Below are 13,043 nucleotides of genomic sequence, written 5' to 3' on the forward strand. Positions count from 1 at the left end.
ATTTAGCCATCACAAAAGATGCGCTTTCGCCGTGTTATCGTGAGGTCCCGCCATTCCCGCGAGGTTCTCATGCTGAAGAATTACAAGGTCTTGAAAGGCACCGCGAGCGCGCTCGCCCTTGATGACGACAACGATCCCCATCTCGAAATCCGCATCGAGGCGAACGGCGTCAGCTACCGCATCGCGCTGAATGTCCGCTCCAAGGAATCGCCGCACGACCTGCTCTATGCCAACGTCGTCGATTTCAAGCACGGGACGCTGACGGAGGCGCTCGAAGCCCTGCCGATGGGCTTGACCGACATCCGCAGGGATCGTCCGGAGCTTGCGATCGATTATGTCCGTGGCGGCCTGATCGAGCGCGAGGACATGAACGTCGCGCCCTTCCAGCTCTCCGGCCCGAAGAACGATCTTCGCGAGTTCATCGAGCCGATCGTCGACGAAGGCATTGCCGATCCCGACATCCATTTCTATGCCTTCGGCGAAGCCTGGGGGCCCGAGCGCAACAAACCCGACCAATATTTCGAATTCGAGCCGGGCAACGGCATCCACGATATCCATATGAACCAGGGAGACAGTGGCGGTTTCAAGGCCACCAACGGGCCCAACCAGGACGGAGCGCTGCTCGTCCATTTCACCGATACCGACGAATGGGCGGCAATCTTCCTCTGCTTCCAGTCGCAGAACTGGAACACCGATGCGGCGACCGGCCATCCGGTTTCGGAAAATCGCGGCGGCCAGGGCCGCGGCGAAGGCACCCGCCGGCCGCAGCCGGTCGTCGCCTCATCCCTGCGCATCATCGCCGCGCTGATCAACCCGGTGAACGGCGCAGGCGGCATCGAGAATGAGACGGTGACGATTATCAACCGTTCCGACATATCGGTATCGCTCGATGGCTGGAAGCTGGAGGACGAAAACGGCCGGACGCAGACGCTGTCGGGAGCGCTTGCCGCAGGCGAGATCCGCACCATCGCGCTCGACGCAGCCGCCGGCGGCCCGCAGCTCGCCAACCGGGGCGGCGACATCATCCTGCGCAACACCGACGGAGCGGTCGCCGACCGCGTCGGCTACGGCAAGAGCGAAACGGCGAACGAGGGCTGGACGACGATTTTTTGATTGTTGTTCCGCCTGGCTGGCTTGCCGAAAGCATGGCAATGGAAGGATAAACCGCTTACCCGTTTCCTCTGAGAGAAGAAGGCGGAAGTAGTTCCCTCCCCTCCCTCGTTGCTGTGCTCGTCACAGGAATCCAGCGTGCCCAAGGACTTGGGCACGAGAGAGTCTTTCACGAATAAGAGTCCATCACGGCGCGGACGCGCCGTCCCTCATTCCTGTGACGAGCACAGGAATGAGGGACGGCGGTGAGTGCCGCGGCGTCTTCTCATCTCTCAAGCAATCACCCACCAATTTCCTCAGCGATCAACCTACCCAACCGACCAATCCCATCCTCGATCATCTGCTCATTCGCGCAGGAGAAGCTGACGCGGAAGGTGTTGGCGCCGGAGCCGTCGGCGAAGAACGCGTTGCCGGGCACGAAGGCGACCTTGGCCGTTTCGAGCGATTTCGCCAGCAGCATGGCGCCGTCCATGCCTTCCGGCAGCGTGATCCAGATGAACATGCCGCCTTCCGGTTTCGTCCAGCCCGTGCCCTCGGGCATGTACTTCTGGAGCGCTGCCAGCATGCAGTCGCGGCGATGGCTGTAGACCGCTTTGATCTTGGCGACCTGCTTGTTGAAGCCGCGCACGGCGACATCCGATATCGCCATCTGGTTGATCGTCGAGGAATGCAGGTCGGCCGCCTGCTTCATCAGCACCAGCTTGCGGATGACGGGCGCATTGGCGACGATGAAGCCGACGCGAAGGCCGGGCGCGAGGGTCTTGGAGAAGCTGCCGCAATAGATCGTGCGCGTATCGTTGATATGGCCCTTTTCGGCTATTTCGAGCGCCAGGATCGGCGGGATCGGATCGCCATCGTAACGCAGCGACTGATAGGCAGCATCTTCGATGACGGCGACGTCGAGTTCTTCGGCAAGCGCCAACACCTTCTTGCGGCCATCGAGATCGACCGTTTCGCCGGTCGGATTGGAAAAATCCGCCGAGAGATAGGCGAACTTCACCTTGCCGCCGGCAGCGGCCGCGGCAACGCGATAGGATTCGGGTGTCCGGTTGCCGTTCGGCGTCAGTTGGTCGTAGGCCGGTTCATAGGCGTTGAAGGCCTGCAGGGCGCCAAGATAGGTCGGCCAGGTCACGAGCGCGGTATCATTGGGCGACAGGAAGAGCTTGCCGAGATAATCGAGCCCCTGCTGCGAGCCGGAAACGATGAAGACGTTGTCGAGTTCGCAGGGAATGCCGAGCGCCGCCATCTGCCCGGCCAGCCATTCGCGCAGCGGCTTGTATCCTTCGCTGACCGAATATTGCAGCGCCGAGTTGACCGCAGCACCCGAGAAGATATCCGCATAGGCCCGCTGGAATTCGTCGGCTGGAAACAGCGCCGGATCCGGAATGCCGCCAGCAAAGGAAATGATGTCAGGCTGGTCGAGAAGCTTCAGGAGCTCGCGGATTTCGGATGCGCGCATGCGCGACGATCGCGACGCAAACATGGTGTCCCAGTTCAGCATGGAGGTTTCCTCGTATTTTCTATGTCGCCGACAAATCATGCGGCGGAAATTATGTCAATAATGCTGACCTATTTTCTTGTCATGGTGACAAGTCGGAGATCTCATATTCCAAGGCCTTGGTGCAAAATTCGCGAACGTCATTCCCGATAGGAGTGAAATTCCCGAACCGACCGAAGCCTTTCGGGTAATGCTGATGTCGCGGTTTCACTTGATGGTGACGCATCCCTGATCGAAGGCGCTCGGTTCCAAATTTGTTGCTCGACGTCAGCCACCTCAAGCGATTATTCCTCTGATCAAAGCCGAAACCGGCTGCTTCAGACCTTTCCAAAACCGGCTCCGCGGCGGTAGTGTCGCCGCCACCATTTTATTTGCTATCAAGGTGCCAGCAATGACCGTGACGTCGGCCTCTCCTGAAATCAAAATCGAACTCCACAAGTCTCCCGTCTCGGATGCCGACCGCATCCAGGCACTGGAGACGCCCGGCTTCGGGAAGCTCTTCACGGATCACATGGTCCTGGCCCGATGGACGGCCGACAAGGGCTGGCACGACGCGAAGGTTACGCCCAGGCGGCCCTTGGAGCTCGATCCCGCGAGCGCCGTGCTGCACTACGCGCAGGAAATCTTCGAGGGCATGAAAGCCTACAAAGCAGACGATGGCCGGATTCTGCTCTTTCGGCCTGAAGAGAACGCACGCCGCTTCGCGCAGTCGGCGACCCGCATGGCGATGCCTCCTGTGCCCGAAGAACTCTTTTTGAAGGCGGTCGAAGCACTGGTCCGCGTCGACAAGGCCTGGATTCCGTCCGGCGACGCCAGCCTTTACCTCCGCCCCTTCATGTTCGCCAACGAGGCGTTTCTCGGCGTTCGTCCGGCTCAGGAATATGTCTTCTGCATCATCGCCTCTCCGGTCGGCGCCTACTTCAAGGGCGGCGCGAAGGCCGTCTCCCTGTGGGTCGAGACCGAATACACCCGTGCAGCCAACGGCGGCACCGGCGCTGCAAAATGCGGCGGAAATTACGCTGCCAGCCTGGTGGCGCAAGCGGAAGCCGCGAAGAGGGGTTGCGATCAGGTCGTCTTCCTCGATGCCGCGGAGCATCGCTGGGTCGAAGAACTCGGCGGCATGAACGTCTTCTTCGTGATGAATGATGGATCGATGGTGACCCCGCCCCTTGGCGGCACGATCCTGCCGGGCATCACCCGGGCTTCCGTCATCGTGCTCGCCGAAGAAAGGGGCTTGCGCGTGGAGCAGCGTCCCTACTCCTTCGCGGAATGGCAAGAGGATGCCGCCAGTGGCAGGCTCGTCGAAGCCTTCGCTTGCGGCACTGCCGCAGTCCTGGCGGGCATCGGCCTGGTTCGACATGCCGGCGGCGAGTTTCTGGTCGGAGACGGACAGACCGGCAAGCTGACCAGCGAACTGCGCCAGCAGCTCGTCAGTCTGCAGAAGGGCGTAACGAACGATGAGCACGGCTGGACGCGCCTCATCCCGGTCTGAACGTCAGGCTTTCCACGCGAACGGCGGCGCCAACACTGGCATGATAGGCGCCGCTCTCGGCCTCGCCTTCAAAGCAGTCGGGCTGACGCCAATACGATCGTTTACGCGACCACGAGCGCCACGATGCCGGCATCCTGACTTGCGACGCCCGTGTCAAGGATCTCGAACGCGCCGTCTACAGCGCTAAGAAGACTGACCATCATGTGACCCAAGCGCTCGACTGCGGGTGCCAACGCTTCTATCAACGGTCGGGAATGGTAACGGGCATCAGGGACGGCTGAACCGGCACGCACGGACGGCAGCGAATTCAATGGCGAAAATGACGATCTCGCTTCCGAATAATCTGGCGGATTACATCTCGCGCTGTGTCGCAAGCGGCAGATACGACAGCGCCGACGCATTCGTGGCGGAGCTGATCGTGAAGGACCAGGACCACCGTAAGCTCGACGACGACGAACTGCGCGAGATCCTGAGGCAGGCCGAGGAGAGCGGTATCAGCGACCGGCGCATTCACGATATCCTGTTGGAAACGAAGGTGAAGCTGCGTGACATCAACCTATAGGCTGACCCGAACGGCCGACGCCGTACTGTCAGGCATTGACGAGTATGCCAATCTGCATTTCGGCGAGGCGCAGGCGGATGCCTACCTTCTCGACTGGGACCGGATTTTCATACTTCTTTCGCGCGTGCCCTCCATGGGCGACGAGTGTGACGCGCTCGGCGCCGGCCTTCGCCGCCTCCTCCACATGCGCCACGTCGCCTTCTACCGGGAAATACCCGACGGCATACTCGTCATCGACATCATCGGCGCCGACCGACTTGCCGAAAGACATCTCCAATCCAACCGACGACCCGGACCGGCCACCCCCCATGCCCCATAACAGCACCTCCGCCTTCTACGACAACAACGCAGAGATATACGCCAACCGCGCGCGCAGCCTGCCGAAACAGAAGCTCGACGCCTTTCTTGCCCGACTTGCGCCGGGAGCCGCGATCCTCGAACTTGGCTGCGGCGGCGGCCAGGACAGCGCCTACATGCTCTCTCAAGGCTTTGACGTGACGCCAACCGACGGCTCACCCGAACTCGCAGCACAGGCCGAGGCGCGAATCGGCAGGAAGGTCAAGGTCATGCTGTTTGAGGATCTCAACGCCCAGGCCGCGTTCGACGGCGTCTGGGCCGAAGCGAGTCTCCTTCATGTCCCGAGATCGGCCCTGCCCGACATCTTCGCCCGTATTCACCGCGCGCTCAGAACCGGCGGCATCCTCCACGCAAGCTTCAAGTCGGGAGAAGCCGAAGGGCATGATGGCTTCGGGCGCTATTACAACTATCCATCCGCCGATTGGCTGTCGGCGCTTCTGAGGGCAGGCGGCTGGCGCAACCTCGCCGTCGAGGAAAGCGACGGCGGCGGATATGACGGCAAGCCGACCCGCTGGCTCATCGTGAGTGCGCAACGATAAAGGTCGGCGCTTCGTCCCCGTGTTCGGCGGCAGTCTTGGCACCGTCGCCCTTTCAGGCGAAAACGCTGCCCCTCCTTCATTCCTCCGCCTGTCGCAGGCATGACCGACAGAGGGGCCTCCAAACATTGTCATTCCGGTAGTGCAACGCGAAAGGCGGCCGCCGCAATTCCGCGATTTCGCCGAGGAGGCGATCGACAAACCGGTGCCGCCGCAACGGAACTATCCGCTGCCTCCACGGTTGGATCGCATATCTGCGCTCTTGCCGCTCGGAGCATGCCATGGCTATACTTTCCCCCAACGATCGGGACGCGACCGCCTATCCGATACAGTCGCTCTTCGTCCCGTTCCCTTTCGTCTGCTTCACGCTTGCGCTCGCGACCGATATCGCCTTCTGGCAGAGCAACAACCTCATGTGGCAGAACTTCTCCGCCTGGCTGTTGTGCGCCGGCCTGGTGTTCGGCGCGATTGCGATCCTGGCTGGCTTGATTGACCTTGCGCGGCCCCGCACCCGTCCGCTGCGGTCGGCTTTTCCGTCTGTGCTTCTCTACCTGATCATCCTCGTCCTCGCCTTCCTGAACAGCCTTGTCCATGCCGGCGACGGATGGACTGCCGTGGTTCCCTATGGGCTGACGCTCTCGGCCGTTACATCAGCGCTTTGCCTGGTGGCAGTCGCTGTTTCTGCCCGCAAATATGCCAGATTGGCCTGGAGGATATGATGATGAGGTCCCTCATTCTCGGCCCGTCGGTTCTGTTGCTTTTCTTCGGATTCGGCACGTCGGCGCAGGAGGCCGAATTCGATCTGTCGCAGCAGATCGGCCCGAACCCGGTTCTGCCTGAGCCGTCTTCCTCCCTGATATCTGATCTGAAGGTCGCGGAAGTGGTCGACTGGAAGGAAGGAGAGACGCCTGCCGTTCCCGATGGCTTGAAGGTCACTGCCTATGCGAAGGGCCTTGCCAATCCGCGCACGGTCCATACCCTGCCCAACGGCGACGTGCTCGTCGTCCAGTCCCGCGGCCCGACCGGCGAACCGACCTCGCGGCCGAAGGATCTCATCCGCGGCTGGATCATGTCTATCGCCCACGGCGGCAGCGGTGAACAGAAAGAGAGCAATATCATTACGCTGCTGCGTGACACCAATCGCAACGGCACCGTCGATGAACGCCATGACCTGCTGAAGAAGCTCGATTCTCCCTTCGGCCTTGCCTGGATAAACAATACGCTTTACGTCGCCACGACGAGCGCCATCCTTGCCTACCCTTACGAACTCGGCCGGAACGACATCACCGCGCAGCCGAAAATCCTGACGCCGCTTCCCGGCGGCCCGATCAATCATCATTGGACAAAGGATCTGGCCCTCAGCCCCGACGGCCTGACGCTCTATGTCTCGGTCGGTTCGAATTCCAACATCGTCGAGAACGGGCTGGAGGCAGAGAAAGGCCGTGCAGCGGTCTGGCAGGTCGACCGGCAAACCGGCGCCGCCCGCGTTTTCGCCTCCGGTCTGCGCAATCCGAACGGTCTCACCTTCAATCCCGAAACGGGGGCGCTCTGGGTTGTCGTCAATGAGCGCGACGAGCTCGGCCCAAACCTCGTTCCCGACTATATGACCTCTGTGGAGGACGGCGCCTTCTACGGCTGGCCGTGGAGCTACTACGGCAATCACGTCGACGCTCGCGTTCATCCGCCCCGAACCGATATGATCGAAAAGGCAATCCGACCGGACTACGCCCTGTCCAGCCATGTTGCCGCGCTCGGATTGACCTTCTCGATGAATTCCGCGCTGCCAGCCGCATACGCCAACGGCGCCTTCATCGGCGAGCACGGCAGCTGGAACCGGAATAGCTTCAATGGCTACAAAGTAGTCTTCGTACCGTTCCAGAATGGCAAGCCATCTGGCAAGGCCCAGGACGTCGTCACTGGCTTTATCCAGGGCGATCAGGCAAAGGGGCGGCCGGTCGGAGTGGGGATCGATGGGACGGGAGCGCTGCTTGTTGCAGATGATGCCGGCAACACCGTTTGGCGCGTCGCTTCATCCGACGGCAAAGTCACGCCGCAGCCAATTGGCACCGATCAGCTATCGGGGAATCCACAAGGCTCGACGAATTCGAAAACAGCGCCGACCTTCGCTTCGAACCCCGGCATCGGAACGGAACCGACGAATTCCACCGCCCAAACCCAGGGACACCAGGCCTCGGTCGACGAGCGCTTGACCGGCCAAAAACCACTTTCCGGACTGCCGGACAAGTTTCAGCCTGGGCCGATGCAGATTGCCCCTGCGGCCGGCCCCTAAGGACTTGGTGGAGGCCTAATTCGAAAGAAGGACTGAGATGACATCTGGATAAACTACAAACGGAGGTTTCAGGCATGCCGACCACATCCCGGGAGTTCAAACGACTCCTAAGCGCGCTGTCGCTCGCCGTGGCGATCCTTCCCCTACCGCTCCAGGCGAACGCGCAGGCGCCGCCTGACAAATGCGTCGCCCCGTCACAGCCAAACCAGAGCCGCGGTTCAGCGGATGACCACCAAGATCTCTCCAAGAAACTGGACGAATGCAACGGCGAACTCAGGCCCCCTCCCGTCGGCGACGCCGAGATGGTGGAGCCGGCGCCCGACACCGGTTATTCGCGCATCATCCGTCCGGGAGATATGCCGCCCAATACCAATCCGTCGAACAATTCTGATGATTAGTTTCACCGTCCAGAAATCTTTGTGTGAGCCGACAAGGACAATGTCGCACAGAATTGACGGGTTTTTCTCTTCAGCGGGAACCGAAAACCATCAAGAGGGTTCGACCACATCTGAAGAAGCCGGCCAAAGCTGAACATGCCGCAGGTATCTCAAAAGCGGACGAAGATTGGAGGGGGAGATACCGAAGATCCCTTATTGACCACCTGTCTCGCTGGATGGATCGCCCGTTCGCTCGGCAGAAGCGGAATTCACCGAATGAGCCAATTGGCAGATATGAAGAACGCTGAACTCCTCCAACTCCCGGGGATCGGCCCCCGGTCCGTCGAGCAGATACGGTCGGCGATCAGAAAATTCAAACGTAACCGAACACACATCTCGGCGGCACAGTCGAAGCAATGATCGACGCTGCGGATCGGAGCACGGAATGAACGAGAAGGCTCGACTGGAAAGCGACATCGCAGCCCTGAGGCCATGGTTTCACAACCTGCGAATTAACGGCGTTCAGACAGCACCTGATCATTTCCTTGGTGACTAACCCCTCCTTCAAATGGGCCCACTTTCAGCAGGTTGTGCCTGAAGATCTCCGGGGGTGCAGCGTTCTCGACATCGGCTGCAACGCCGGGTTCTATTCACTTGAAATGAAAAGAAGAAATGCCGGACGGGTCGTCGGAATCGATTCCGACCCGCATTACCTCAGGCAAGCCGAGTTCGCAGCCAGACAGACAGGTGAGGATATCGAGTTCAAGCTGATGTCGGTGTACGAGGTGGAAAAACTGAAGGAGAGATTTGACCTGGTCCTTTTCATGGGTGTCCTTTATCACCTGCGGCATCCGCTGCTGGCGCTCGACCTTCTGCATGAGCATGTTGTCGGCGGCCAGATGCTGTTTCAATGCATGCAGCGCGGTGAAGAGGAAGTCGCGGCACTCAGCGAAAACTACGACTTCTTCAACACGACAATATTTGAGCAGCGCGGCTTTCCCAAAGTGTATTTCGTGGAACAACGTTACGCTGGCGACCCGACCAATTGGTTCATTCCGAACAAGGCGGCGGTCGAAGCGATGCTGAGAAGCGCCGGGTTTGTCATTCGTGCCAATCCGGAACGTGAAGTTTATCTGGTGGAACATGGAACTCGCCACCCGATGGCGGAACCGCCTCCGTCATTTGCTGATAAACTGCCAGATCGCCGCAGTCATGGTCCAATCATTGGCGGCAGGCGGTCCAGGTAACGTTTGATGGTATTTTCAATGCGCTCTGCCTCCGCGCCATCGACGCTGGCCCTGGCCTGCGACCACAGGCCTATCTGAAAACCGAGATAGCAGGGCTCAAAAAACCTGAGCACGTCGTCGCTGAGATCGCAGTCCCCTTCCCGACCGACGAGATCGACAAGACGATCACGCTCCTTGCTCGAGAGTTCGAATTCCACGCAGGCACCCACGACGTCCCAGGCAATGTCCTGGCACCCGATCAGATCGTGGGCCGCATTGTGATCGAGCGCATCCGTCTTCACGATGCGCCGCCCGGCGGTGGTCGTCAGCCATTCCCAGGGGTGAAGCCGGTTGTCCGTGTCGACCGGCCGCAATCGTCCGGCTAGCCGCCCGGGCGTGCCTGTCAGGCACCTCAAATTTTCTGCCGTGTCCGATCCTGCCGCTTCCGCAATATTGTGAGTGGCCATCTCATACAGTTTCTGGATCGAGGCGCCGCCGCTTCGTGCCGGGAGGTGACGGGCACGAAAACCGAGATAACGTCCGAGGTGATCCACGATGTCGCGCCTGCTGACGCCGCTATGGTCGAGGGGCGTTCCATCCAGCCACTCGTCGATGAGAAATCCGTAACAGGTGCCGGCAATCTTCGGGATAAAGCCGGCTTCGCTCAGCAAAGAGCCTCTTCTGGCCTTGTCGACGTCGCTCCCGCAGAGTCCGGCAAACTTGACATGCCAGGCCCGTCCTTCGGCCTCCATCAGGAATTTGCGTTTTTCCATCTGCATGTAGCTCGGCGGCCAATGTGAAGGATCGCGATACCGAACCCCGCGCCAAGCGCCACCGGACAGGTCCCGCCACGATGAACGCGCAACTCCGACAACATCGGCCGCCCATGTCTGCAGACGGTGTTTCGGATCTTGGGGCTTGAGGACAAGATCGTCGAAGCTGACGACATGGCGTGGCCGATCTCGCCAACGGGTCCGATGGGGCTCGCTTGCATGCGGGCCCGGTTCACCCGTGTGGCTCGGGAAAAAATGAAGCCGGCCAGACGCCACGCCGTTCTCCTGCAACCAGTCCGCAACGCAACCGAACGAGCTCCCCGATAGCCCCGGCCCCTCATCGACGATGGCAAAATCGGTTTCAGGGTCGGCAAGAATGCGCTTCGATAGAGCCGGTGCGACACGTACACGCCGCTCGAAGGGGTGGCCAGTCGGGCGCAACGAATAAGCCGGCTCGGCACCCAAGGCTGCAGAAACCAGGGCCGCGAGTCCGGTTCCTATGCTTCGTATCCCGATGACGACTGTCTTAGGCGTCAAATTGGAGATCGAAGCCGACTCGATATAGCTCTCGGGATACACAGCATAAAAAGCGTAGCCCTCTGCGCGTTTCGTCCGCACCGGATCGGCACTGGCAAGACAATCGAGTTTGGCTCGCCAATCCTCTGGAAAGGACAGACTGCCGGCAAAACCGTTTCGCCACGATCGCATGATCGCCCGTGCCTGCATGCGCAGAAGTTTCGCGCCTGCGTCCTGAGACACGGACATATCGTCCGCGCCCTTTCTCCCGAATTCCTGATCGGCCAGTCCCTGAACCAGTTCCCCAGTCAGGATGAATGCACGAACCAGGGCTTCGTGGCGCTGCCGGCTCGGCTGCATGTCGATGCACGCCATCATCATTTTGGAAATCGATGCGCGTACTGCAGCTGCGTTCTCGATGTGCTCGACATCGCCATAGACCAGCATCCGGTCCTCCTCTTTGCGGCAATGCCTGCCCGAACTCGACGACCGCCAGACGTGATTGAAATAATCGGGAGGGCCGGGAACCGTGGCGGCTCCCGCTTGTTAGCTTTGTAGATGCCTCGGCAAGCAGCCCCTGGAGGGAACCATGCGTTCGAAATCCATTCGCGTTGGATTGGTGGGAGTTGGCAATTGCGCCTCGTCATTGGTTCAAGGACTTACCTACTATGATAACGCCCGGGAAAACGAGCCGGTTCCAGGCCTCATGCACATTGATCTCGGTGGATATCACGTGCACGATATTGAGATATCCGCAGCCTTCGATGTCGCGGCTTCAAAGGTAGGGCGCGATGTCGCGGAAGCGATCTACGCCGAGCCAAACAACACGCAACGTTTCGCAGATGTCGCTCCGCTCGGGGTCGAGGTGAATCGCGGCAGAACGATGGATGGGATAGGGAGATATCTTAAGGATCGGATCGAGGAATCGACGGAGCCTTCAGCGGACGTGGCGGAAATCCTCAGGCAAACCCGCACGGACGTGCTGGTTTCGTATCTTCCCGTTGGCTCGGAAGAAGCAACGAAGTGGTACGCCGAACAGGCGCTCGCGGCAGGTTGCGCCTTTATCAATTGCATTCCGGTCTTCATAGCCTCCAAACCGGAATGGCAGCAGAAGTTCGCCGCCCGAAAGCTGCCGATCATCGGCGACGACATCAAGAGCCAGGTGGGGGCGACCATCGTCCACAGAATGCTCGTCAATCTCTTCCGCGAACGGGGCGTCCGTGTAGATCGGACCTACCAGCTCAATTTCGGCGGAAACACCGATTTTCTCAATATGCTCGAGCGCGAGCGGCTGGAATCAAAGAAAATCTCCAAGACCCAGTCGGTCACCAGCCAATTGGACATTCCGCTTCCTGCAGACGATGTACATGTCGGGCCGAGTGACCATGTTCCGTGGCTCACCGATAGGAAATGGGCCTATATTCGGCTCGAGGGTACCACTTTCGGGGGCGTGCCGCTCAATGCAGAGCTCAAGCTTGAGGTGTGGGACTCGCCCAATTCCGCCGGCGTGGTCATCGATGCAATACGCTGCGCCAAACTGGCCCTCGACCGAGGCCTAGGCGGAGCTCTGACAGGGCCGTCGAGCTATTTCATGAAATCGCCGCCGCAGCAGTTCACCGATTACGAGGCCCGCCGCCGAACGCAGAACTTCATCGATGACCAGGAGGATGTTCTGCGCGGAGCCGCGGAATGACGGCAACGTTCTTCCTGGTGCGTCACGCCGCGCACGACAATGTCGGGAATTTCCTGGCGGGCCGTACAGCCGGTATTTCGCTTGGCGAAGCCGGCCGCTCGCAAGTTCAGCGTCTCGGGCAGAGGCTGCGGCGCGAGGACATCAATGAGATCTACACCAGCCCGCGCGAACGAACACGGGAGACGGCAGAAGGTATCGCATCGGCCTGTGGCCTGTCTCTACCGCAAACGGACGATGCTTTGGACGAGGTGAATTTCGGCAATTGGTCCGGAAAGACGTTCGACGTTCTCAACGACGATCCCCTGTGGCGCCGCTGGAATACCACACGCAGCCTCACCCGCACGCCCGGAGGCGAGACCATGCTGGACATCCAGGCTCGGATTTTCAGCCTCATGGAGAGCCTTACCAGCTGCGGGAATGGGAAGCGAATAGCTCTGGTGTCTCATGCCGATGTGATCAAGGCGGCGGTCTGTCATGTTCTGGGACTGCCGCTCGATGCTTGGCCGAGATTTGATATCGCGCCCGCCTCCGTCACGACGGTTGTGATCGGCGACTGGGGTGCAAAAGTGATGACGCTCAACGAAGTGACCTTATAACCCGTTCGTTAAATCCT

At 60.1% G+C, this 13,043-nt stretch carries 13 protein-coding genes and 1 pseudogene; 12 read left to right on the plus strand and 2 right to left on the minus strand.

The window, feature by feature from the left end:
• Window positions 1-69 precede the first annotated feature (69 nt).
• Entirely contained in the window at window positions 70-1,113 is a 1,044-nt protein-coding gene (locus HJC00_RS10210; RefSeq protein ID WP_221163979.1) for a DUF2278 family protein, read from the plus strand.
• Between the two features lie 277 nt (window positions 1,114-1,390).
• On the opposite strand, the gene HJC00_RS10215 is transcribed toward HJC00_RS10210, so the two are convergent.
• Window positions 1,391-2,611, minus strand: coding sequence for a PLP-dependent aminotransferase family protein (locus HJC00_RS10215; RefSeq protein WP_221163980.1), 1,221 nt, complete (start codon window positions 2,609-2,611; stop codon window positions 1,391-1,393).
• Between the two features lie 388 nt (window positions 2,612-2,999).
• Between HJC00_RS10215 and HJC00_RS10220 the strand changes: the two genes are divergently transcribed.
• From HJC00_RS10220 to HJC00_RS10260, 9 genes and pseudogenes are all read left to right on the plus strand, one after another.
• Window positions 3,000-4,100 (plus strand): branched-chain amino acid aminotransferase, encoded by a 1,101-nt coding sequence (locus tag HJC00_RS10220; protein WP_221102477.1) that lies wholly within the window; start codon window positions 3,000-3,002, stop codon window positions 4,098-4,100.
• A gap of 310 nt (window positions 4,101-4,410) precedes the next feature.
• Window positions 4,411-4,662, plus strand: coding sequence for a type II toxin-antitoxin system ParD family antitoxin (locus tag HJC00_RS10225; protein ID WP_210630758.1), 252 nt, complete (start codon window positions 4,411-4,413; stop codon window positions 4,660-4,662).
• Complete coding sequence (locus HJC00_RS10230) at window positions 4,646-4,981, plus strand: type II toxin-antitoxin system RelE/ParE family toxin (RefSeq protein WP_221145455.1); 336 nt, start codon at window positions 4,646-4,648, stop codon at window positions 4,979-4,981. The genes HJC00_RS10225 and HJC00_RS10230 overlap by 17 nt, the downstream gene beginning before the upstream one ends.
• Window positions 4,971-5,558 carry a cyclopropane-fatty-acyl-phospholipid synthase family protein gene (locus HJC00_RS10235; RefSeq protein WP_210630754.1) on the plus strand — a complete coding sequence of 196 codons (588 nt, stop codon included), beginning with the start codon at window positions 4,971-4,973 and terminating at the stop codon, window positions 5,556-5,558. Before HJC00_RS10230 ends, HJC00_RS10235 begins: the two co-directional genes overlap by 11 nt.
• A 278-nt stretch (window positions 5,559-5,836) precedes the next feature.
• Window positions 5,837-6,274 (plus strand): DUF2231 domain-containing protein, encoded by a 438-nt coding sequence (locus HJC00_RS10240; protein ID WP_210630752.1) that lies wholly within the window; start codon window positions 5,837-5,839, stop codon window positions 6,272-6,274.
• Window positions 6,274-7,845 (plus strand): sorbosone dehydrogenase family protein, encoded by a 1,572-nt coding sequence (locus HJC00_RS10245; RefSeq protein ID WP_221163981.1) that lies wholly within the window; start codon window positions 6,274-6,276, stop codon window positions 7,843-7,845. Before HJC00_RS10240 ends, HJC00_RS10245 begins: the two co-directional genes overlap by 1 nt.
• A 74-nt stretch (window positions 7,846-7,919) precedes the next feature.
• Window positions 7,920-8,243, plus strand: coding sequence for a hypothetical protein (locus tag HJC00_RS10250; protein WP_210630749.1), 324 nt, complete (start codon window positions 7,920-7,922; stop codon window positions 8,241-8,243).
• A gap of 135 nt (window positions 8,244-8,378) precedes the next feature.
• Window positions 8,379-8,642, plus strand: a complete 264-nt coding sequence (locus HJC00_RS10255; RefSeq protein ID WP_210630747.1) for a DNA-directed RNA polymerase subunit alpha C-terminal domain-containing protein — start codon at window positions 8,379-8,381, stop codon at window positions 8,640-8,642.
• Window positions 8,643-8,667: 25 nt separating this feature from the next.
• Window positions 8,668-9,469, plus strand: a pseudogene (locus HJC00_RS10260) (TIGR04290 family methyltransferase).
• Here the strand turns inward: HJC00_RS10260 and HJC00_RS10265 are convergent.
• Complete coding sequence (locus HJC00_RS10265; protein WP_221163983.1) at window positions 9,433-11,184, minus strand: hypothetical protein; 1,752 nt, start codon at window positions 11,182-11,184, stop codon at window positions 9,433-9,435. The pseudogene HJC00_RS10260 and the gene HJC00_RS10265 overlap by 37 nt on opposite strands.
• A 142-nt stretch (window positions 11,185-11,326) precedes the next feature.
• Here HJC00_RS10265 and HJC00_RS10270 point away from each other — a divergent pair, with 142 nt between their 5' ends.
• Window positions 11,327-12,430 carry an inositol-3-phosphate synthase gene (locus HJC00_RS10270; RefSeq protein WP_210630743.1) on the plus strand — a complete coding sequence of 368 codons (1,104 nt, stop codon included), beginning with the start codon at window positions 11,327-11,329 and terminating at the stop codon, window positions 12,428-12,430.
• Window positions 12,427-13,026 (plus strand): histidine phosphatase family protein, encoded by a 600-nt coding sequence (locus HJC00_RS10275; RefSeq protein ID WP_210630742.1) that lies wholly within the window; start codon window positions 12,427-12,429, stop codon window positions 13,024-13,026. Before HJC00_RS10270 ends, HJC00_RS10275 begins: the two co-directional genes overlap by 4 nt.
• Window positions 13,027-13,043: the final 17 nt, after the last annotated feature.

Origin of the sequence: Rhizobium sp. NLR22b, assembly GCF_019685295.1 — a bacterium.
GTDB lineage: Bacteria > Pseudomonadota > Alphaproteobacteria > Rhizobiales > Rhizobiaceae > Rhizobium.

Excerpts from the sequence above, each read along its gene's own strand:
- HJC00_RS10210 (WP_221163979.1), top strand. The coding sequence starts at position 70 with ATGCTGAAGAATTACAAGGTCTTGAAAGGCACCGCGAGCGCGCTCGCC.
- HJC00_RS10275 (WP_210630742.1), top strand. The coding sequence starts at position 12,427 with ATGACGGCAACGTTCTTCCTGGTGCGTCACGCCGCGCACGACAATGTC.
- HJC00_RS10235 (WP_210630754.1), top strand. The coding sequence starts at position 4,971 with ATGCCCCATAACAGCACCTCCGCCTTCTACGACAACAACGCAGAGATA.
- HJC00_RS10245 (WP_221163981.1), top strand. The coding sequence starts at position 6,274 with ATGATGAGGTCCCTCATTCTCGGCCCGTCGGTTCTGTTGCTTTTCTTC.
- HJC00_RS10240 (WP_210630752.1), top strand. The coding sequence starts at position 5,837 with ATGGCTATACTTTCCCCCAACGATCGGGACGCGACCGCCTATCCGATA.
- HJC00_RS10250 (WP_210630749.1), top strand. The coding sequence starts at position 7,920 with ATGCCGACCACATCCCGGGAGTTCAAACGACTCCTAAGCGCGCTGTCG.
- HJC00_RS10255 (WP_210630747.1), top strand. The coding sequence starts at position 8,379 with ATGCCGCAGGTATCTCAAAAGCGGACGAAGATTGGAGGGGGAGATACC.
- HJC00_RS10220 (WP_221102477.1), top strand. The coding sequence starts at position 3,000 with ATGACCGTGACGTCGGCCTCTCCTGAAATCAAAATCGAACTCCACAAG.
- HJC00_RS10265 (WP_221163983.1), bottom strand. The coding sequence starts at position 11,184 with ATGCTGGTCTATGGCGATGTCGAGCACATCGAGAACGCAGCTGCAGTA.
- HJC00_RS10225 (WP_210630758.1), top strand. The coding sequence starts at position 4,411 with ATGGCGAAAATGACGATCTCGCTTCCGAATAATCTGGCGGATTACATC.
- HJC00_RS10270 (WP_210630743.1), top strand. The coding sequence starts at position 11,327 with ATGCGTTCGAAATCCATTCGCGTTGGATTGGTGGGAGTTGGCAATTGC.
- HJC00_RS10215 (WP_221163980.1), bottom strand. The coding sequence starts at position 2,611 with ATGCTGAACTGGGACACCATGTTTGCGTCGCGATCGTCGCGCATGCGC.